General features: G+C 56.2%; 16 protein-coding genes and 2 pseudogenes. 4 read left to right on the top strand and 14 right to left on the bottom strand.

All coding sequences use genetic code 11. The annotated features are described in order from the left end of the window. Positions 1-205 precede the first annotated feature (205 nt). The 5 genes from HB633_RS25115 to HB633_RS25095 all read right to left on the bottom strand — a co-directional run bounded on the left by HB633_RS25115 (position 206) and on the right by HB633_RS25095 (position 3,248). Positions 206-676: a nuclear transport factor 2 family protein gene (locus HB633_RS25115; RefSeq protein ID WP_213780804.1), complete on the bottom strand. Its 471-nt coding sequence runs from the start codon at positions 674-676 to the stop codon at positions 206-208. Positions 677-769: 93 nt separating this feature from the next. Continuing rightward, positions 770-1,096 carry a nuclear transport factor 2 family protein gene (locus HB633_RS25110; RefSeq protein WP_213780803.1) on the bottom strand — a complete coding sequence of 109 codons (327 nt, stop codon included), beginning with the start codon at positions 1,094-1,096 and terminating at the stop codon, positions 770-772. A 10-nt stretch (positions 1,097-1,106) separates the two neighbouring features. Continuing rightward, positions 1,107-2,090 carry a saccharopine dehydrogenase NADP-binding domain-containing protein gene (locus tag HB633_RS25105; RefSeq protein ID WP_213780802.1) on the bottom strand — a complete coding sequence of 328 codons (984 nt, stop codon included), beginning with the start codon at positions 2,088-2,090 and terminating at the stop codon, positions 1,107-1,109. A 1-nt stretch (position 2,091) separates the two neighbouring features. After that, on the bottom strand, positions 2,092-2,487 hold the full coding sequence (locus HB633_RS25100) for a VOC family protein (RefSeq protein ID WP_213780801.1): 396 nt from the start codon (positions 2,485-2,487) through the stop codon (positions 2,092-2,094). 17 nt (positions 2,488-2,504) lie between these two features. Further along, on the bottom strand, positions 2,505-3,248 hold the full coding sequence (locus tag HB633_RS25095; protein WP_213780800.1) for an SDR family oxidoreductase: 744 nt from the start codon (positions 3,246-3,248) through the stop codon (positions 2,505-2,507). Between the two features lie 133 nt (positions 3,249-3,381). On the opposite strand from HB633_RS25095, the gene HB633_RS25090 reads away from it, so the two are divergent. Further along, positions 3,382-4,269: an AraC family transcriptional regulator gene (locus HB633_RS25090; protein ID WP_255581143.1), complete on the top strand. Its 888-nt coding sequence runs from the start codon at positions 3,382-3,384 to the stop codon at positions 4,267-4,269. Between the two features lie 371 nt (positions 4,270-4,640). On the opposite strand, the pseudogene HB633_RS31180 reads toward HB633_RS25090, so the two are convergent. Both HB633_RS31180 and HB633_RS31175 read right to left on the bottom strand, forming a co-directional pair. Then, positions 4,641-5,093: pseudogene (locus tag HB633_RS31180) on the bottom strand (LysR substrate-binding domain-containing protein); the annotation flags it as partial. A gap of 12 nt (positions 5,094-5,105) precedes the next feature. After that, a complete protein-coding gene (locus HB633_RS31175; RefSeq protein ID WP_346730361.1) occupies positions 5,106-5,270 on the bottom strand; it encodes a hypothetical protein in 165 nt (54 codons plus the stop codon). A 353-nt stretch (positions 5,271-5,623) separates the two neighbouring features. Here HB633_RS31175 and HB633_RS25080 point away from each other — a divergent pair, with 353 nt between their 5' ends. After that, a complete protein-coding gene (locus HB633_RS25080; protein WP_213780799.1) occupies positions 5,624-6,370 on the top strand; it encodes an SDR family oxidoreductase in 747 nt (248 codons plus the stop codon). 330 nt (positions 6,371-6,700) lie between these two features. On the opposite strand, the pseudogene HB633_RS25075 reads toward HB633_RS25080, so the two are convergent. After that, positions 6,701-7,445, bottom strand: a pseudogene (locus tag HB633_RS25075) (SDR family oxidoreductase). 243 nt (positions 7,446-7,688) lie between these two features. Here HB633_RS25075 and HB633_RS25070 point away from each other — a divergent pair. Together HB633_RS25070 and HB633_RS25065 are read left to right on the top strand one after the other, a co-directional pair. Next, positions 7,689-8,915 (top strand): ISL3 family transposase, encoded by a 1,227-nt coding sequence (locus tag HB633_RS25070; RefSeq protein WP_213780798.1) that lies wholly within the window; start codon positions 7,689-7,691, stop codon positions 8,913-8,915. Positions 8,916-9,283: 368 nt separating this feature from the next. Then, positions 9,284-9,943: a carbonic anhydrase gene (locus HB633_RS25065; RefSeq protein ID WP_213780797.1), complete on the top strand. Its 660-nt coding sequence runs from the start codon at positions 9,284-9,286 to the stop codon at positions 9,941-9,943. A 175-nt stretch (positions 9,944-10,118) separates the two neighbouring features. On the opposite strand, the gene HB633_RS25060 is transcribed toward HB633_RS25065, so the two are convergent. The 6 genes from HB633_RS25060 to HB633_RS25030 all read right to left on the bottom strand — a co-directional run bounded on the left by HB633_RS25060 (position 10,119) and on the right by HB633_RS25030 (position 19,731). Further along, complete coding sequence (locus HB633_RS25060) at positions 10,119-10,388, bottom strand: hypothetical protein (protein ID WP_213780823.1); 270 nt, start codon at positions 10,386-10,388, stop codon at positions 10,119-10,121. A gap of 106 nt (positions 10,389-10,494) precedes the next feature. After that, complete coding sequence (locus HB633_RS25055; RefSeq protein ID WP_213780796.1) at positions 10,495-12,438, bottom strand: phage integrase family protein; 1,944 nt, start codon at positions 12,436-12,438, stop codon at positions 10,495-10,497. Between the two features lie 456 nt (positions 12,439-12,894). Then, a complete protein-coding gene (locus HB633_RS25050; protein ID WP_213780795.1) occupies positions 12,895-13,626 on the bottom strand; it encodes a DUF3800 domain-containing protein in 732 nt (243 codons plus the stop codon). A gap of 2,350 nt (positions 13,627-15,976) precedes the next feature. After that, positions 15,977-17,251 (bottom strand): replication protein O, encoded by a 1,275-nt coding sequence (locus HB633_RS25040; RefSeq protein WP_213780794.1) that lies wholly within the window; start codon positions 17,249-17,251, stop codon positions 15,977-15,979. 252 nt (positions 17,252-17,503) lie between these two features. Then, positions 17,504-18,496, bottom strand: a complete 993-nt coding sequence (locus HB633_RS25035) for a ParB N-terminal domain-containing protein (protein WP_213780793.1) — start codon at positions 18,494-18,496, stop codon at positions 17,504-17,506. Continuing rightward, positions 18,493-19,731 (bottom strand): AAA family ATPase, encoded by a 1,239-nt coding sequence (locus tag HB633_RS25030; RefSeq protein ID WP_083637981.1) that lies wholly within the window; start codon positions 19,729-19,731, stop codon positions 18,493-18,495. The genes HB633_RS25035 and HB633_RS25030 overlap by 4 nt, the downstream gene beginning before the upstream one ends. Positions 19,732-20,434 lie beyond the last annotated feature (703 nt).

Here is a 20,434-nt window from a genome sequence, read left to right as displayed (position 1 = left end):
CTTTCAGCCAGACGCCCGGGAACGCGTGACCGTTAGTAAAGACAAGGACAGCGTTCTCTTATCGACCGCATGATCAAGCCGCCGGGTCACAAGGGGTAAATTCAGCCGGCGCTTAGTTTTCTACAAACGACGTGCGGGCTATAGCTTGAAAAGAGAGGCGGCGGCGACTTGATACTGCATCACTCGACGTTTTAGTAAGCGCTCTCTAGACGACAGAAAGAACAGCAGGATCGCCTGAGCGCCAAACGTTATCCACCGTGGTTCGTGTGATGACCCAGATGTCGCCCTCTCTTGCCAGCTCGACATCGTAGCGGTTCTTCATCAGATAATGATGAGTGTGATCGTTCCGAGGGACATGCTGGGCTTCCACGAGTGCGTCCAGTCGTGCCGTGTCACCGTCGATGGTGACACGCGGGTTTGTCACGGAATGCGTGGTGTCCAGCGTCGCGAGGGAGGTCGTAAGGGCTGCGACGATAACGTCTCTGCCCTCGATGACCGGATAGTCGAATCCCGCTTTGGCGGCAGCCAGGCGAAAGTCCGATACGGCATTCTCTGCGAGAGAGGACGACAGAAGGCTCTTGTCGCGAAGATCGATGCCGGCGGCAAAACGATAGAGGGCATCGACGACCGCAAGCGTGTCTGCGGTATCGTTGACAAATGACTGTGACGTGTTCATGAGAGTTGTCCTTGCTGTTCCGGAGGCTTGCGACGTGAAGCCGTTCCCGGCGTCGGCGTCCGTGCGGACGCCAATTGTCTTGCTCTTTGATGCTTATTCGAGATCTGCGTCAATGCGCTTGATAAGACCGTCGGAGTCGATCGTGAGCTTGAGAGTCCCTATTTCGTGGCCAAAGTCGCCCGTAAAATCGACGCGGACGGCAGCGTTGAAGTTATCAAGTTGCTCAAGCGACAAAAGCTTGCTAGCGGTTTTATAACCAACAAAGAACTGCTGTAGATAAAGCCGAACACCTTCGGTGCCGACAAAGGCATTGCCCACCGAGACGTCGTCGATGACTGCATCGGAGGCAAAGAGAGCCAACACGCCCTCGACGTCGAAGGCATTGGCGGCCTGGATGAATGTATCGACGAGTCTCTGCATGGACAGCTCCCTATACGTCGATGATCGTGGTGTCCGCGATGGTCTCGGCAAAGCCGTTGCCGAGAAGCATCGCAGGGGTCTGAAAACCCCCGCGCGCCTCCCCAGCCAGCACGCGCCGGCCCGCTTCGGCGGCAGCGATCGCAGTGAACGTGTAGCCGTTGACCGTATCGAGAACCGATCGGATGACCTCGCCGTCGGAATCGGTGACCTCGACGACGGCTTGATACCGATTAGCCAACCGTTCCTGCTCGCTCGGTCCGTCTGGAAGCGCCGAGAGATCACCTCGCGGAAATCCGTCGCCCGTCACATGGACGAAGGTTTCGATGTCTGGAACGTTCGTCGACCGCCAGATCGTGATGAGATCGGGAAGCGTCACCTGAAAGCAGTCAACGATGCCGCTGCCGAAGTCGAGTTGCCGGATGGCTCCGGCAGAACGCGCGACGAGCTTCCCGTTGGCGCGCGCCAGAGTTTCAGCGGTGACGCTTCCCATGGCGCTGACGGCCGAGCCTCGGGACAGACCGCCCGAAACATGCATGGCCACCCCGATGCTCGAGGGATTCTCCGTTCTCGCAACAGCGTGTCCAGCAAGGCAGCCGAGCATCGCGACACTTCCCCCGCTGCCGGGCAGAAGCATGACACCAGCAGCCTCGGCCTCGACGTGGAGCAATTCGGCCAGACGGTAGCCGTCAAGTTCCGCGGCGACGTCAAGATAGTGGACGCCGTTTCGGATGCAGGCTCTCATGAGCACATTGGCGGTCTTGGCGAAGGGACCCGCGCAGTTGAGGAGGACGCCGACATCACCCAGTGATCGATCAATCACAGCGGCGTCTTCGAGCGCGAAGACCCGATGCTCCACACCGAGGCTTGCCGCGAGCGTTATGAGCTTCGCCTCATTCCTTCCTGCGAGGATAAGGGGCATGCCTGCTGCCAAGGCGTGTTCCGCCACCATGCGGCCGGTGTATCCGGGCGCGCCGTAAATCATGAGCTTCTTCATATCAGTGCTGCCATTCCTTGTAGACGAATTCGACGCTGTAGCCGTCGGGATCACGAACCTGGGCCGCGTAGTAGCGGGGGTCATAGTGAAGCTGTGGCCCCGGCGGGTGGATTTCAGTGGCGCCTGCCAACATTGCTGCCTCGAAGGCCTCATTAACTTCACGCTTGCTGCGGGCGATGAAGCCGACGTGGGCGGCGCCGCCTTCGACCGATCCTTCGCGCAGCCAGAAGAACACGCGGCCATTCGCGCCGAAACCCTTGAGATCGGGATGGCCGGCGGAACCTTGCCTGCCGTCGTAGTCGACCGCGTGGGCAATGCCGAGCGGTGCGAGCGCGGCTTCGTAGAAAGCGATCGAACGATCGATATCACTGACGGATAGGAAGACGTGGTCGAGCATGGTGATCTCTCCCCGATTCAGATGACGTAGCCGCCCGCCACTTCGATGTTCTGGGCGTTGATCCAGCGGTTCTCTTCGGACAGCAGGCTGGCGATGACGCCACCGACCTCTTCCGGTTCACCGACCCGGCCGAGCGCTGTCTGCCCGCCAAGCATGGCCTCGAATTCAACGTTCAGTCCACCGCCCAACTCTGTGCGGATCGCGCCGGGCGCGATCGAGTTTGCCCTGATCCGGCGCTCGGCAAATTCCTTGGCCATGTAGCGCGTCAGAACCTGCAAGCCGCCCTTGAAGGCGGCGTACGGTGCGACGCCCGCGGTCGCGACGCGACTGGTTGCGCTGGTGACGTTGATGATATGGCCGCCGCTTTCGATGAGCGGCAGGAGCGCCTGAGTCAGGAAGAACGGCCCCTTGAGATGAACGTTGAACAGGCCGTCGAACTGCTCTTCGGTTACATCGGAGATTGGGGCATAGAGCCCATACCCGGCGTTGTTGACAAGGAAGTCGAATGTCTCCCTATCCCACAGAGCCTTGAGCTGAGCAGAAACCGCTTCTCGGAACTCGGAAAACGAGCGGCTGTTGCCAACGTCGAGCTTCAAAGCGACCGCTTTCCCGCCAATCCCGGCGATGGCCTTCACCACGTCGTCGGCCTTTTCCGGATTCCTGTTGTAGGTGACGACCACGCCTATGCCGCGCTTGGCGCACTCGAGGGCGGTGCTGGCTCCAAGGCCGCGACTGCTTCCGGTCACGATGACGATTTTCATGCGTTTCTCCTCGTGTCTGGTATGAGGAGAGACTACGACCGTTGACTACCTTGCACTCACCCGAACCTCCTCGAACCTTGCCTATTTGTGCTTTTCGCATGCACGGTGACATGACCTCTGTTAGGGTTGGTTCATGGAACAGCAACTGCAAGAACTGAGAGCACTGGCCTCCAGCGCCGAAAACAAGCGTACTGAAACGGGCATCCCACGTGTCGCCATGGTCCAGGGTGAGATCCCCGAGCACCGGCTCGCCGCCGTCTACGATCCAATGGTCAACCTGATCCTGACGGGTTCAAAAACCATGACGGTCGGCGACCGGACCTTTCACTATGACCCGGCAACCTATTTCGTCATGTCTGTGGATCTCCCGGCGGTCGGATCCGTCCATCCGGCCGCGACAGGCGAACCTTATCTTGCAGTCAGCCTGACTCTCGATACCGCAATCGTCGCGGCGCTTATCCGGGACCTGCCGGTGCAGGTTTGCAGCACGCTGTTCGGTTCGGGATTCTCGGTGGCGTCAGTCAATGGCGAGTTTCTCGACCCGTGGATTCGAATGCTCCGGCTGATGCGACGGCCAGACGAGATCGCGGTGCTCTCTCCCGTGTACGAGCGGGAGATTTTGTTTCGGGTGCTGCAGGGGCCGCTTGGCTGGATGTTGCGAGACATCGCAACGCCGGACACGGCGCTTTCGCGTATCGGCGTTGCGATCAATTGGATACGCCGCAACTTCACCGAACAGATCAGAGTGGAGGCGTTGGCCGAGATGGCAGCATTAAGCGTTTCGGCATTTCATCGCCATTTCAAGGCAGTGACGGCGTTGAGCCCGTTGCAGTATCAGAAGCGTATCCGGTTGTTGCACGCGCGCTCGCAGCTGATCTCTGGCCAAGGAAACGCGACGTCGATCGCATTCGACGTCGGCTACCAAAGCCCGAATCAATTCAGCCGGGAATATGCTCGCCTGTTCGGTCTGCCGCCCTCCAAAGACCTTGCGAAAGCCACGCAAGAACTCAGGGGCGCATAATAATCGCGCGAGAATGTGAGACAGGTGGTCGTCGCTCGGGCATCGAACATTCCACGCGCACTCTCGATAGTTATTGGTAATTGTCGACGGTTCACGAATGGTGTCGAATGTCCCTTCATGGCCGATTTCGGTCAAATCCCGATCCGACGGTGTGTCAGCCGAATCTTGATCCGCATCCGACCGGGAACAATCGAGAGCGGACGTGCACCGTAATCCACCACTCAAATAGAAAGGTGATCGTGCTTTAGACAGAAGCGCAACGCATACGCAGTCTAGTTCACTGCTCGACCACGATCAGTCAATTGTTTCTGTTTTGCAAAATAATTGCAGATGAAATCGACGAAAGCGCTCACCTTCGCGCTCGCCAAGCGTCACGACGCATGCAGTACCCACACTTTGACGGGCGGCCGCGTTGACGCGCCCCACTGCTCCAGACGACCGGCCACCACATCATCCTCGACGATTGCAAGCGGCACCATCGCAGCGCCAGCGCCAGCGCCAGCGCCGGCAAGGACGGCGTCGCGGATCGACAGCGGCGAGGACAGCCGCAGGACCGCACGCGGGTTATACCTATAAGTGCAGCCGTCTTGCGCATCAACTATGGTCCACGTATCGCCGTCGACCATCCCTGTGCGCATCACAGCGGGAAATGCCGGATCTTCATCGTTTGGACGCTGCAAATCGGGCGGTGCCACGAGCACCAGTGAGTTGCGCAAGAAACAGCGGCCCACCAGGTCGTCATCGGGGCGCGGGTTCGCACGGATGACGATATCCACGTTGCCATCCCGCAAGTCGACAAAACTGTCGCTGGTGGTCACTTCGAGAAGGACTTCGGGTTAGGCTGCAAGGAATGCGGCGGCCAACGGACCCAGCGGCAGGTTGGCAAACAACAGTGGCGCACTAATGCGCAGGCGGCCGCTAGGGCGGTTTAGTCCACCCTTGTTATCTTGCAAGGCATCGGTGATTGCGCCGAATGGTTCTTTGGTGTGCGCATGCAACATGGCACCTTCTTCGGTCAGACGCAAAGGTCGCGTAGCACGCTCAATGAGGCGGGCGCCAAGGCTGTCTTCCAGTTAGCGAACGCGTCGAGATAATGTTGCTTTGGATGTGGCACTGGCGCGACTGGCGGCGCCGAAGCCACCGTGTCTGATAACCAAATTAAAATCAGAGACTGCAGTAAGGTCCATCTTCGTTCCAGTTTTGAGACATGGTGTCGCGATATTAGCAACTGTGCGGGGGCTACCAGATTGGTTACGATCTAGGCCAGCATTCTCGTTCTGTGTTTCTCTGCGGCGCAATGCGCTCCTGCACTAATCTAATAATCGACGTACCAGAACGACCAAGGACGAAAGACATGAAGAACGCTGGCAATACCATTCTTGTTACGGGCGGTGGCTCAGGCATCGGACAAGCCTTGGCACATCGATGGCACGATGCAGGAAACCACGTCATCATCACTGGACGTCGTCAGCAGGTGTTGAATGAAACAATTGCCGGTCGGGAGCGAATGGCCGCCTACGTCCTTGACGTCACTGCAGCGAACGAAGTCGAAGCGTTCGTCCAGCAGGTCGTCGCGGAGCATCCCCAACTCAATATACTGGTCAATAATGCCGGTATTTTCAGTCCTGAGAAGGTCACCTCCCGTCGCGACATAGCCAGCGCAGAACGGATGATAGAGACCAACATCCTCGGTCCGATCCGCATGACGAACGCTTTTATCGACCATCTCAGTGCGCAGGCCGACGCCGCGATCATCAATGTGTCGTCCGGTCTTGCCTTTGTTCCCTATCCGGCCTCTCCCACTTATAGCGCGACCAAGGCAGCCATTCACTCCTTCACGGCTGCCATCCGCCCTCTCCTCAAAGGCAAAGTGGAGGTGATCGAGATCGTTCCGCCGCAGGTGCAGACGGAACTTTCGCCCGGTCAATCGGCGGACCCGAACAGCATGCCGCTAGATGCATTTGCCGATGAAGTCATGACGCTGCTGCACGCGGCGAACACGCCGGCCGAGGTGTGTGTGGAACGCGTTCGCTATTTTCGCGAGGCCGAGGCAAAGGGGCAATTCGATGAAGCATTGCAAATGCTCGTCCGGTACAGCTAATTACTCTCGAGTACGTCTGCTCGCCTTCGCCCAAAACAATCTTTCTTCGGGCGAGCAAACCGTACCATCGCAGCCAAGCTCCTATTGTCGTCCTGATGTCTAATTCTTTGGCTCACTACTGTTCTTGGTCAAAGCAGTCGAGTCTTCTGCCGTTTTATATCGACCTTCACATTGCTCGTTCTTTCTCGTGAAATATGGGCGCTATTGCCCACAGTCTTTCGAACGAGTGTCGAAGGTCTCCTACTGGCCGGGCACTGCCGGATGTGGTCAGCGCATGACGACCCCGAGCGGACTTCAGGTCTCTCTAAACAGTCAGTCATCATGAGCTTACTAGGTGAGATTCAACCCGCCGTCCGAGAGCAGGACCTCCCCCGTCAGATAATCTGATGCGACTCAAAAATGCGACAGCTTGGGCAATATCCTCCGGACTGGCGGCCCTGCGCATGGGTGCGCGTTCCTTCCAAAGTTGCTGAGCTTCCGTCCAGTCCGCCGTCAAAGGCGTATCGACCAAACCAGGAGCGACAGCATTCACGCGGATATCCGGGGCAAGTGAAACAGCGAGTAAACGGGTAACGTGGTTTAAGGCTGCTTTCGTCGCTGCATAAGGAATGGACGCGCCTTTTGGCCGGATGCCGGCATGTGAACTAACGTTCACGACGCAACCGCCCTTGCCTCTTGTGGCCGCTTCACGAAGTGCGGATTGCGCTTCAGTCACTAAGCGGAACGGCGCCACGACGTTGACTTCATACAACTCATGCCATACGTCCGGAGTCGCCCTTGTCAGATCCGCATGGGGGATAACGCGACTGATGCCTGCGTTATTAACCAGAACGTCAAGTCGGCCCCATACCGCAATCGCCTCGCGGATGAGCCTTACTCTGTCAGCATCGTCGGCCAGATCGGCTTGCACATAAGCTGCCGATCCAAGTTCCCGGGCCAACGCATGACCAGCAGCGGCCGAACTGCGCGAATGCAGGACGACTGAAAATCCGTCCTTCGAGAGTCGCCGCGCGATTGCAGCACCAACACCCGAAGTCGAGCCAGTGACAAGAGCAACAGGAGACGTAGTTTTCACGGAGACCAAAAAAATGTGTGAGCTTTCGGGATTTGAAGAGGCCGTATGCAAGCGCTTTGCAAGATGACCGGACATGTTAATCGATGATTTTGGCCTCTTTTAAATTTGGAGTTGGTGGATTTGGCGGGTCAAGGGCGGGCGTGAGCCCGGCGCAGCGAACCCTTGAGGCGCGCTCATCCAGTAAGATGAGTCATGGGTGATTGCGGCAGAATGCGGGATTCACCCATGTAAAGCCAATCTGGTATGACGAATCAATTATTCGAATCCGCCCTCGGTATTACGGCTCCTTGGTATGTCCGAAGTGTTGACTTCGATGCTGCTCAGCGGCAGCTCAACATCGCTGTTGACTTCGTTGCAGGCAGCCGATTTGGCTATGCGGGAGTTGCCGGCGAGCATCCCGTGCATGACACGCAAATCAAGCGCCTGCGGCATCTGAATTTCTTCCAGCACGAGTGCTTCCTCGAAGTGCGAGTGCCCAGAGTGCGCCTGCCCGATGGTTCAGTGCGTTTGGTTGAGCCAGGTTGGGTGGGCCAGCTCAGCGGCTTTACATTATTGTTCGAGGCGCTCGTGTTGATGCTCGCGCAGCAGATGCCGTTCGCCGCCGTTGCACGCGCGGTCAATCTGTCGTGGCATCGAGTACATGCCATCTGTTCGCGGTATGTGGAGTTGGCGCTCGCGACGGCCGACCTGTCGGGTGTGACGGCGGTGGCGATTGACGAAACCTCGTACCGTCGCGGTCATGAGTATCTGACGCTGGTCGCCGACATGCAGGCGCGGCGGGTCGTGTTCGTCACCACAGGCAAAGATGCCAGCACGATAGAGCGCTTGGCCACCTACCTAAGCGAACACGGCGGCTCGCCCGAGCAAGTGAGCTCGGTCAGCATCGACATGTCGCCGGCTTTCATCAAGGGCGTCAATGAACATCTCCCCGAAGCGCGAGTTACCTTTGACAAGTTCCACGTCGTCGCCCACGCGTCCAAGGCGCTCGACACGGTACGTCGGCAGCAGCAGAAACTGAACCCTCAGCTTAAAGGCATGCGTTGGACGTTGCTCAAGGACGCCGACAAACTGAACCTCGCGCAACTGACTGACCTTGAGGCGTTGGTCAGTCAGTACACAACCAATCGCACCGCGCGCGCCTGGCTTTACCGAGAACAATTGCGCGATATTCTCGAGCGCAAACAAATCAACGTCGTCTCCGAGATGCTGCACCAGTGGTGCACCAACGTCATGCGCTCCAAGGTCGAGCCCATGAAGGATGTCGTGCGTTTGGTTCGCAGACATTTCGATGGAATCGTTGCCTGGACCCAGACCCGTCAGACCAACGGTTTCATCGAGGCCATCAACGGCCTGTTTCAGGCAGCAAAGCGCAAGGCTCGTGGATATGCACGCTTTGAAACCATGGGCACGGTCTTGTTCCTCATTGCCGGAAGACTTAACTTCGCCGCGTTCAACGCGCATGCCCGCTGAGCCGCGTTACCCACTCAGTTTTCAAAAGAGCCTGATTTTGCTGTGCGGAGTAGCTCTCCATTGTCAACGATCCGGGCTGCCGTGTCGAACGTATCAAACTGGCGGTTGACCGCCTATCAGTTCCGCATTCCATTCTGAACCATTGAAAGCTGCAGCCAACGTTGAGACAACCTGCACCGCTTTTTCAAGCTAGCGACCGACAAATGGTAGCCAGCCGAGGGATCCGGACGTGCATCGCGCTGGTCGAAAATTTTGAGGCGGCGTCGATCGACACCCACCCACCATGTCGCCGATAATAACGGTCACACCGGCGCAATGGCGTACTGAACCCCGGTGCCCGCCTCCGACATTCAACTGTGAAGAACTCCATGCGTGACATTATCGACGGCTTTCTGCGATTTCAACGTGAGGTCTATCCGCAACGGATCGAACTTTTTCGGCAACTCGCGACGACGCAAAGCCCGAAAGCGCTGTTTGTCACCTGCTCAGATAGCCGTGTCGTGCCTGAGCTTCTGACCCAACGGGAACCGGGCGAACTATTCGTGATCCGCAATGCCGGCAACATCGTTCCGTCCTATGGTCCAGAACCCGGCGGCGTCTCGGCCACCGTTGAATATGCGGTCGCAGTGCTTGAGGTGCGAGACATCGTGATCTGCGGCCACTCGGACTGCGGTGCGATGGGTGCAATTTCAAGCTGTGCGTGTCTGGATCATCTGCCAGCTGTCGCTAATTGGCTTCGCCACTCGGACGCCGCAAAAGCAATCAACGCGGCACATCAATTCGACACGCCTCGCGCAAAGCTTGACGGCCTTGTACGTGAAAACGTGATCGCGCAACTGGCGAATCTGCGCACACATCCATCGGTGGCGCTCGCGCTTGAGCAAGGGCGCATGAATTTGCATGGCTGGGTCTACGATATCGAAATGGGTCGCATCGATGCGCTTGACGGCGAAACACGACGTTTCGTTCCACTTTCTGATTCGCCGACCACTGTTGCAGTCGCTGCACGAAAAGAGAAACAGATTTGACGGCGGCCGATGGGTTGAGAGCGGTGGATCACCTGCGGAATACCATCGCCTCCGCCAAAGTTAGCGAAACGGGCATTGTCTCTGTCGGGCAAGCTTTTGAGGGACAGGGCCGTCCTGCTGCCTGCGTTCCGAGCACCTGATACGCTGATAAGAAACTGGTGAGGTATGGTTTAACTTAGCGTTCATCATCGGCAACATCGCCAAAGAGATCGGATGTGCCTCTACCTGGATGTGACACTGGCATTCGGCCACTTCGCACTTGACCAAGCGTTTCGTGCGGCAACCAGGTTTCTTCGATGGCGTTGATACCGCGCTCGATCATCTGCTGCAGAAAAAACGACTGCTTACGCCCCGTCGTCTCGGCCAGCAAACGCAGTCGTTGCTCGATCTGCGGATCAATGAGCACTGCGACGACAGTCAATTTGTTTTCGGCGCTTCTTCTCACTGTGAACTCCGGTGGTGCATTCCCATTCGCGATCCCGATCGCAATTTCGCAGCATTTCTCCAGCATTCATCCTCGACGTCGGGGACGTCGAAGTAACACTGGTACGCTAGGCGCCATCTTCTAAATAATATTTCGCCGCTTCTTCGAGCATGCGCTGCCGCTCGGCCCGAACATAGATCGACGTCGTCTGCAGCGATGCGTGCCCCAGAATCCGTTGCGCTACATCGATCGGCATACCGCGGGCAACCGTCTGTGTTCCAAAGGTATGACGGAACGCGTGCGCCGAGGTGGCCAGCAGTTTAACGTGCGCATCGTGAGACAGCGCTCCCTCCCGAAATAGCCCATCGGCAATGCGTCTGACCGACTCGCGTACGAGGCGCGCTAGTGCATCGGCCGCATACGGTGCATGAGGCCAGTGGGACGCCCCTCCCTCCCCGCCCGACGCATCGCGATGTTTAGCCAGCGACGCATCGGTCCCGTTGATTACGACGGGCGCAATCAAAGGACCCTCCGCCCACGCCGCATCGAAGTCTAGTTCCCGATCCGCCCAGTGCGCACGTAGCGCGGCGACGGTCGCCACGTTCACCGGCACCGTGCGTTGCTTGCGGCGTTTGCCGATGACGCCAAGCGCCCACACCGGACGTTGTTCGGCCGCTGGGCTGGTTGACGAGTCAGCCGGCGATTTGGTTGGAGAGCCGGTCGCCGCGGCAACCGCGACACTCAAATTTTCACGACGAGCGTTGGCCGCTTCGTCACGCCGCACCCCCGAATTCCCCATCAACAAAATGGCCGCACGCGCTATACGCCACTGGCGCGCTTCTTCCTCGGTCGGCGTCAAGCCGCCCATATTCTCGCCGTTGCATCGGGCATCCAGTTCCGCGCGCACCCGGGTCCAGAGGTCGATCGATAACGCCCGCTCGACCTGCACCTCGACCTCACGCGTGAGAGTCGCCGGATCGGTCACCGCGCTCCACGGATTACCACCCAGGTAGCGGACCGACGTCAGCCATGCGAACGCGGCGCGGATCGCACGCACTGCATACGCCTGACTGTCGGGGGATAAACCCTCCGGCGTAAAAGGTCGCCACCGGCCGCTGGCGCGCGAACGTTTCGGACCGACGAAACTGGCGATCGGCGTCTTCAAGAAATCTTTATACGCTTCACAGTCTTCCACCGTCATCGACGATAGCGCAACGCCGCGCACGATCACGAGCCACAGGACCAGACGCTCGAGTTCGCGGGTGTACGCCCGCAGCGTCGGCAGCCGATCGCGGTAACGATTCAGATAGGCATGCACCGCCGCCAAGTCGTGGTCCGCGCGAATGAAAGCAAACTCGTGCGCACGGTTGGTACCGTGCTCACCCGACAAGGCGGTCGGAATAGCGAGGCGTTCGAACGGTGCCAGAAGTGGCGCGTCGATTGTGCCGCCGACCACGACGACGTTGCGGAGACCCACCGCCGGCACGAGCGGACCCGCATCGACATCCGCGTCAACGCGCACGCCTAGCGCCTCCTCATGCCGACGCAACCAGGCAACCAGGACCCGCGCGCGATGCGCGCCGATGCGGGGCACCGAGCGCCACCAACTGCCGCCGTGTGAATTGCAATACGCAACGAGTTCGCCGAGTGTCGTGATTCGCTCGGCCGTCAGTCGTTTGGTCACCAGCGGTCGTAGCCAGAGGCCAACGTGATGATCCGCCGCGGGAGCCGCGGCCGCGAGTACCGACGCCTGTTCGACCATCCGCAAGGTGACCGCGGTGAGCTTAGCGCTGCCGTGCTGCTTGATGGACGCTTTCAGGTGTGCGGCGAGCGCGGCCGAGCCGTTGCGCAGCGCGAGCTGCACCAGGTCATCGAGCATGGTGCGCAGAAACCGCTCCATCGCGTCGGCGGTTGCCGCTTGCGGCGAAACTTCACGATCGTCCGGATCGTAGTACCGGTGCGCGATGACCGAGGGCGTGATGTGCTGAACGAAGGCGCGCAGCGCCGCGAAGTCGGTGCGCGTGTAGGTGCGAGGCGTCGGTAGCGTGAGCTGTTGTGCCTGATTAGCCATGCGCCCTCCCCTTTTGCTCATTTGCCAACGTGTACGGGAAAACCCGCAAATTAAAGCAGATCATTAGCTCTAGGACAGGCGCAAAGTAGAATTACCCCAATTTTAGCCATTAAACGCTTGTCTGCTAATAACAATTAGCAGACTCTTCTAACTCTAAGTCGTTGTTAATTATAAATATTTTCACACGTTTGGCAGCCAGCGTTTTGATTAGATCGAACCATTCTGATGGTCGAAAATTCAAAGCATTTGGCGGAGACACGCATTCATTGAAATTGCGATGATCGACGGGTTTTTACCGTCTAGGGCGGCCGCTTACGCTCACGGAACCTCAAAAATCTTGCGTGAGCTACCCCAGTCGACTATGATAAAAGCAGCGGTTGTTGACGCACTGACTAAATGGGTTGCGACTACGCGGCCGGCGCTAGGCTCCAGGTACTACTGGGGCCTTTCGCTTTTCTAGGACACGATTTTCAACCCGTTTCCTTCGATCGCGCCGCTAGCTCCGCTGAAGAATTTTCCTCGAAGAACGGCAAATGCCCTATTGCCTTGCTCGGGCCGTAGCACCGAAAGACCGATTGGCCTGGCCATCAAATCGCAGATCTGCAACCCCTCAGTATTCGCCTTCTTGTCGTTAATCACGATTTCAAACGGATACGGCTTGCGGGTCCGGTTATCACCGTCGCAAACCCGCCGGAAAGCCAATTCAAGATCGTCATCTTCCTTAGCTCCGCGCGCTTCGCAAACTACATGGGTCTTCGTTTCGTGCTGCCCTTTCATTTTGAGAAATTCCCATACCCGTTCAAGGCCGTATTGGGTTCCAAGATGGTAAGGGTTGGACGGGGTGCTGTATTTCTCATTAAGCTTGCGCTTATCGATCACGACGGCAACGACCGTCATCGGAAGGTCCTCGATGATTGTGGTCAAGGTTTCCAGGAAAGCCTCTCGCGGCTCCTTGCTTAGCATTGAGAAGGCGCCACGCTTTCTGCGAATGTCCGCCTCGTGGAGTACCACGCAGTCGTGACCGAAGGTTTCGATTTTGAGAGTTTTGATCCGCGGAACGAGCGTATTTACGTAGTCACTTTTCTTGATGATGCAAAAGCACAGGACGAATAACGGATAAGCGTCGTCAATCGAGGTGAGACTGTGGTCTCCGCTCTCATCCACAAAAACTAGGTAGTCACTGTGCACTGCTGGTTTCCGGCGGGTTGATCAAGATGCTACCTTACCTGAGCCGACGTTTTTCACAGTCGCAAAATGCGCGTGTTAGACACTGACGGAAACGCAGAATCTGGTTCGTATCGGCCAAATGATCTTTTCTACTTCGGGATAGGACATCACTACCTGCTGCATGAGCTGCGTTCAGGTCGCGTGCAAACTGTTGGCGCACCGAATTAGCCCCCGTCCGGTGGAGGGTTTGCGGAGAGCTCGTTAGTTGCGAAAGGGCTAACAAAGGGAATACGTCTACGTCATAGGCGTTGCGCCGTTCTGCAGGATGTGCGGCGAAATTACGTTGTGCAAACTCATTTATGCGGGTGCCGGCTAGTCGAATCAAAACGAGTAGAACACTATTTTTAAGGAGGTGAGCTGCCAACGGAAGTGCTGATTGCCCGCGCGGCAACCGTATCGCCGAAAAACGTTTGACGTATCATTTTAAGAATTGCTGAACTGCGGGATCGCGCATTGTCAAAATGTTGCCGCTCCGATCGAATATCAAAACAGACGTAGATAAATGACTCAGGCAGTGTCCACGTTCCATCTTAGTCATGGACCCAAAAATCGACCGACCCTCGTGTTCTTGCCAGGCGCCCTTATTCCGCCAAACGCTATCGCGCCCGTCACAAGAATCGTAAAACTTCGCGCGATTGGCGTGGGCTGGCTCGAAGGTGCGGCCCACACGACCTTCACTCAGTTGCAGCGCGTGTAGCCAATCTACTAAGGGAGCTTGGACCAACCGTGTTGATAGGGCATTCGGTCGGTACACCGATCGCGGCGCTCGCCGCTTCGATTGATTTACGTTCGACGAAACCCAACGTGGTTGGTCTCGTGCTAAGCAATAGCGGAGCAAATACAAAGGGACATGGCGACGTCGAATCAGTCATTGAGCGTGTCCGTCAGACGTGGGGTTCACTGCTGTGGAAAGCCCTGGCCGAACGCTCGCTTGGAAGAGTATGTCCCGCCGAGCTTGTAGACTCGTTTATGACGTATCCACGCCGCATTACCGCTGAAGCGACTGTCCAGAGCCTGCGCAGTTTGCAACAAACGGATCTTACAAGCATGCTCAACGAACTATCAGCTATCCCCACCGCGGTGGTCCATGGAAACCGTGACCCCGCTCGCACCTTGTCCCATGCGAAAAGCCTGTGCAACGGCATTCTAGGCTCGAGGCTAGTGGTGCTCGAAACGGGCCATACGTCGTGTGTCGGAGCACCCGACGACTTCGCCAAAATAATACACGCCGTCGTTGAGGAAGGCCTAAGAGGCCGCACCGGAAGACCAGACTAACAGTTGCTCTTTTGAAGTTAGAGAATATGTGCGCGAGGCACTACAGATCTAGGTGAATGAGTGCCCTCCCCTATCGCTACGCCGCACTCGCTTAGCTTCCCAAACCGGTCTAACAGTTTCGCTTTGCAGGAAACCCGGAAGCGGCAGCTGTATAAGCTTGCGTCGGGACGCAAAGCCCAAATTATTTAATCGACCTTAAACGCTCAACGCGTGAACGAAGCAGTCCTACCAAACATTGAAGGAACAACTTTCAAGTTGAGACCTCGGCGACAATCGGTTGAAGCCAAGGCGGGTATTCTGACCATGACCTCGAGCGGCGGCTCATTCTGATCGTTTGGTCGTTGGGACATCTCTGAACTGGTCGCGCTTTAATGCGGGCAAGGCGCCGTGAATCTATCAACTCCGCCGTCTTGAAGAAGCAAGCCCTGCCGAGAGCTCCATCCTGTCTAAGACGGAGTGGCTCTGTATGTCGTTAGTGGTACTAATTTTTACCTATGACCCTAGCTATCCGAATCGGCTACTGACTTACTGCTGATTGCGGTAACGGCACATAAAGCAGGGTCTGTTTTCTGCTGTCGTTGGTACTCATTCCGTGATGGAATGCGTGAGTGTCGGGTGTTGACTTCGGACAGGGCCGCCGGGACCATCGCTTCTGCGCGCTTCCTCCCGAACGAGTCTCATGATCGTATGCTATCTACCAATTATTTTTCTTTACGAGTATCAAGAACCTACAGTATTGGGTTGCATGTCAATGGTCCAGGCTAGGGATCACAGATCTGCAGCATTAACTAGCGAAGTGCACGCCACGTCTTTTTCGTCCGACCTTCACGACTATTGGCAGCAGCTACGATCACGTGTCTCCTGCAGGCGCGGAGCGTTCGTGTTGGTGTTTGCTCGCTCCCCGCCTTCTCTGCCATCTCCTCAAGGCTGCGTACAAAGATCTACCGATTTGAAGACTGCCATTATGGCGAACAGGCGCAGCTAGCAGTTTCAGCGTAACTCCTCGAAGCCATGGTTCGGCCATCAGTTCGTGGAATTAGATTGGGGCCAAATCTTTTCGAATGCCAGCGCATGTGGCCCGGAGTAGCTGTTTCATATCCGCGAGACGAGCAGAAATAGCAGCAACGGGCGCCTGTTCAATGATTGCCCTTGCGCCCTCCTTCGGATCGCTTCCCGCTCGATTAGTGGCGCTGGCGACCGAAGGTACCGACTTGCATTTCTCAGCAAACGCAGCATCGTGAGACGGCAAAGCGCTTAAAAGGCGACCGGCTCTAATGGCCGAAGCAAAAGCCAGTTTCCACCCAGCCGTGGACACGCGAGCGCAGGGCTCACGATAATCGCGAATAGAGATCTCGCTACCGTCGGCAGAAATTTCAAAACGGCGGTTGATGGCGTCGTCGAAAAAGATTTTTCCGGCGTGTTGTGCTGCCAGATGGTCGATAGCTTTGATCTCATTCAATCGTGTGCGTCGTTCGTGAATCTTCGCGTGATGACAGCGAAGTTGGTGTCCAAAATCGACCGGCGAGCGGAGCAAAGACCGGAGATAGCTGATGGGGCGTTTTGCCGCCCTCAGGTGTTCCCAAGTTACCTCGACCACGTCCGTCAAAAGCTTGCCGTGCTGCTTTGCTTCTCGCATGAGTTTGAAAACCAAAAATTTATGAAAACCCAAACTCAGCAAGCGTTGAAGGTCCAGCGGAAGCGTACCTGGTTGTCTCTTTTGATTCTTAGGGAATAGATCCTTATATATACCTCCGTCTGCCACGGTGGCAGACGGAGGTACGAGCAAAGGATAATGTTGGGCGTCAGCTTCTGATTTCGTTGGCCTTGCACTTGCGGATTGCGATGTCTCTGCCAAAGCCGGCGGATTTTTTTGTTCCACGAATCCGAGTAGTTCGGCTGCTTTTTCCGTGAGATGGATATAGGCACGTCCGAAGAGTCCGGCATCACCATGACGCCTCTGGGGGGCTCGCACGATGAGGCCGACTTCAGCGAGATCATCAAGACTACGATAAAACGTGCGCATGGACTGCAATGCGCGACCGGTGAGTAGCTCTCGACGGGCGAAAATAGCGGCATACGGCTTTTGAGCGTCAACGGTACGGGCGAGCGCCGCGAGAAGGGCGCGCGAGCGTGAAGGGATGGCTGCAATGTGATTAGCACGATGCGCTGCCCGAAAGACTATCCAGGGCAAGTTGGAGCGATCACAAACGAAGTCCCCGCGTGCTTCATTGTCGAGGTTAAGAGGATCTATTTCGAGCAGGGAAGGGCGATCGGCACCCTCGCCAGCAACGAAACGTTGCGCGATAAGCATAGTCATGCATCCATTTGAAAAAATGGAGGGCAAACGCTTGACTGCCGATCGCTATCCGCTACACTTCGAGATGTGAGTCCTTACCCGATTTGCCGTCGGGGAAGTGAAGCAGCAGGGTGAGCAACAGCAAGCCCATATTCAGAAGCCTTCGGCGCCAACCGAAGGCTTTTGTTTTTCTAGGTTTGGTTAAATCATTTCGATCTCTTGTTCTAAACCGTAAGTGATTGAATTTAAATAAGTCTCACCGTGAGACTATCGCTTCGACCCTGAGAAATTCGCCAGCACAGCGTGAATTGCCTCTTCTGCTGCAACTCGCGCCTCTTCGGAATGAAAGTCGATTCGAATCGTCTCCTTCGCCCCAATTACTTTGCAATAAACTTTTGCACCCTGACGAAAGGTCATTGGCGCTGCTCGAGCCGGCTTGGCTGGCGTGGTCTTATTTTCCTTGGCAAGTCGAACCGCCGCTTCCTGAGTAATGTTCCCTGCAGCGAGGGCTTTTACCGCTTGTACGACCGCGTCGGATTTCCCTTCTCGCGAAAGGGAAGCTAGCGCCATCGCGGCCTTCCCCCCAATACACGACGGCTTTGTTTCGATGATTGCAATAGCGTCGGGCGGAAGGTCCCCAAATGACATCCACCGAGAGACCGAACCTTCGTCCGCTCCGGACTCACGAGCTAGTTCTTTCTGTTGCTTTCCGGTTTGTTCAAGCAACTTCTTAAACCCCAGATACTTTTCGTAGTCGGTGAGATCTGGTTGAAAAAGATTGGCGTACAGCGCGCTCGCTTCGGTTGCCGTGTCATCCGGTTCCTTGAAGAAGACAGCCGGAATGCGCTCTCTTCCCAACTCGCGGAAAATCGCGACTCGGTTATGACCAGAAACTATTTCATACCCGCCCGTGTCTCTTGCGCGAACGGTGATGGCTTGCACGAGCGCGTTTTGGCGGAGATTTTCTCGGAGTTCTGAATACTGCTCCATTGTCAGCCTGCGCCGGCGTCCCTGCACTTCGTGCAGATCCGAAATGGCTACTTCGCTAACACCCCCGCTCCGCAATTGTTCGCGCAGCTTTTCGTTCTCTTGAGACATTGCGCTCAGTTCACGCTCCTTCTCCGCGAGGAAGGGAATCGATGACATCAGTTGGCCGGGTGCCGTCTTTGGGCGGGCTGGTCCTTCATCAGATGTTTTGAGGACTTTTGGATTCGACCCAATCGTGGCAGATTTGGCTGCCAACCTATCCTTAATGCTCATGCGACCTCCGCATCTGCCAGCCACAACGCAACCAACTCCTGGTCAATCAGCTGAGCCAGACGGTCATACGCCTCCCGGGCACGCTGATACGTCTTCAGACTTCCTTCATATCTTGAGATGTCATAGACCGTGCCGAACTCAGCTGCTGCGCTTTGTGTAACCGTCGTGGTGGGAATTTCCACCGGCAGAACTAGCCCTTCATAGGTCTTGTTTATCCATTCCCTAACAATGTGGGTTGCAGCTTGGCTGTGATCCACTTTCGCGAGAAGGACATGAATGAAATCGAAGCTTTTATCCAAGTGAGGGGCAACCTGTTTCATGCTCTCGGATAGATCGGATAGCAAACTCCAAAACTGCGTTGAGGATGCGTAATCCAGCGCGCTTGGCGGCGTAGGCACAATCAAGCCGTCCGCAGCCATGAATGCATTTATAGTCATGTAGGACAAAGCTGGGGGCGTGTCGATGATGATTACATCGTAGGTATCCAACAAAGATTCCATTCCTTTATTAAGCACATCCCAAAACTGGAATGAAGAATCCTTCGATTGCTTAAATGGAAGGAAAAATTCTGCGCCAAACAAGGCCGCGCTTGCTGGAATTAGGTCAATACCGTCCCAGTAAGTCGACTGAACCGCGTACTCCAAATTACCTACGTCGCCGTAGATAAGTGGCAGGACCGTTTGTTCGTCGGACACTTCACTATCTGCAAGGATCCCGTTCAGTGCAGACAAAGAGGCCTGCGGATCCAAGTCGATAATTAGCACTCGACGCCCGAAAAGCGAAAGTCCCTGCGCAAGAGTCATAGCGGTAGTAGTCTTGCTCACGCCACCTTTGAAGTTTCCAATTGCAATCTTTTTCCCTTTGACTCCTGGCGGTCGTTTTGTGAACGGCGCAACCTTATCAATCCAGACGCGTGCCTCGGCTAGTGAAAACTCGCGGCTACGGCCGCTACCATGCAAAGTTCCTTGCGGAAGTTCGGATTCAGCGCGAAGAAAATAATTGGCTCGTTGACGGTCGATTCTGCAAAGAGTTCCAACTTGGGCAGTCGTGAAGACAGGCGGATTTTTTCGCGGGTGCGGCGCGAGCATGCTTTCGCGCACGTCGACCAACATGCCGCTGGCGTTGTCGGCGATGGCTTTTATCGCGGACAGCGGCATGCGCTTGGGCACGTGTCTTACTTGGTGATTAATCGATACAATCGGCTTCTCTGCACGTGCTCGAGCAGCAGTCGTCATCCTGGACTCCATGTGAAACTGGTCAGCCAAAAGTTCTTCGCTGGTTGATTTAGTGAACGCTCAACGAAAAAAAACACGCTGAGCGTTTAATTCCCGAAAGCGTACTCAGTAAACTGACCATTCGCAAGTTAACTTTGCAACCGTTGAAGGCTGCCGGAAGCGCGACACCACTGGCTCTCCGCGAAATACTTGAGGTAACAGGGGAAGTGTTCTCATAATGTTCAAAGCATGGTTGGCCAGCAAGAGGGCGACTGGCTCATCGGAAGTCCATCGTCGCCATTCGATGGGACATATATTGAAATTTGCTGAATAGGGCGGACCGTGTACTGAAACGGCGGCTAAACGAATCTTGCTCGAATACCGCGACGGCCTGCGTGCCAGATCATTCCGCAGGTCTGCAATTCGTGAAACAATCAACGTTAAATTGTCGGCACCCGGAAGTCATATCCAGCATGGGGCGGCGACATAAAATGCAAGAATGTTTCACGCTGCCGCAAGTCCCTTCCGGCTCAACGCGCTTTAAAAATGGTTTTTCGACTCGCAAACGGCGAAACGCGAGCGGTATTGAACGTTTGTAATAAATAAGATGTGAAGCGTATTAATTACTACGCCCTGAATAGCACTGTTGGCTAGACCTTCGGCAGATGACGTGCAGAAACACATTACGACTGCCAACAGGGATTTCCCGGGAGAGCAGGGCGGC

This window comes from Caballeronia sp. dw_276 (assembly GCF_018449635.1).
Lineage (GTDB): Bacteria > Pseudomonadota > Gammaproteobacteria > Burkholderiales > Burkholderiaceae > Caballeronia.
The sequence above is the reverse complement of the archived record's forward strand: the minus strand, read 5'-3'. Positions and strand labels throughout refer to the sequence as shown.

Bases quoted from the DNA above. Each gene is read 5' to 3' on its own strand.
- HB633_RS25115 (WP_213780804.1), bottom strand. From the start codon at position 676: ATGAACACGTCACAGTCATTTGTCAACGATACCGCAGACACGCTTGCG.
- HB633_RS25110 (WP_213780803.1), bottom strand. From the start codon at position 1,096: ATGCAGAGACTCGTCGATACATTCATCCAGGCCGCCAATGCCTTCGAC.
- HB633_RS25105 (WP_213780802.1), bottom strand. From the start codon at position 2,090: ATGAAGAAGCTCATGATTTACGGCGCGCCCGGATACACCGGCCGCATG.
- HB633_RS25100 (WP_213780801.1), bottom strand. From the start codon at position 2,487: ATGCTCGACCACGTCTTCCTATCCGTCAGTGATATCGATCGTTCGATC.
- HB633_RS25095 (WP_213780800.1), bottom strand. From the start codon at position 3,248: ATGAAAATCGTCATCGTGACCGGAAGCAGTCGCGGCCTTGGAGCCAGC.
- HB633_RS25090 (WP_255581143.1), top strand. From the start codon at position 3,382: ATGGAACAGCAACTGCAAGAACTGAGAGCACTGGCCTCCAGCGCCGAA.
- HB633_RS31175 (WP_346730361.1), bottom strand. From the start codon at position 5,270: ATGTTGCATGCGCACACCAAAGAACCATTCGGCGCAATCACCGATGCC.
- HB633_RS25080 (WP_213780799.1), top strand. From the start codon at position 5,624: ATGAAGAACGCTGGCAATACCATTCTTGTTACGGGCGGTGGCTCAGGC.
- HB633_RS25070 (WP_213780798.1), top strand. From the start codon at position 7,689: ATGACGAATCAATTATTCGAATCCGCCCTCGGTATTACGGCTCCTTGG.
- HB633_RS25065 (WP_213780797.1), top strand. From the start codon at position 9,284: ATGCGTGACATTATCGACGGCTTTCTGCGATTTCAACGTGAGGTCTAT.
- HB633_RS25055 (WP_213780796.1), bottom strand. From the start codon at position 12,438: ATGGCTAATCAGGCACAACAGCTCACGCTACCGACGCCTCGCACCTAC.
- HB633_RS25040 (WP_213780794.1), bottom strand. From the start codon at position 17,251: ATGCTTATCGCGCAACGTTTCGTTGCTGGCGAGGGTGCCGATCGCCCT.
- HB633_RS25035 (WP_213780793.1), bottom strand. From the start codon at position 18,496: ATGAGCATTAAGGATAGGTTGGCAGCCAAATCTGCCACGATTGGGTCG.
- HB633_RS25030 (WP_083637981.1), bottom strand. From the start codon at position 19,731: ATGACGACTGCTGCTCGAGCACGTGCAGAGAAGCCGATTGTATCGATT.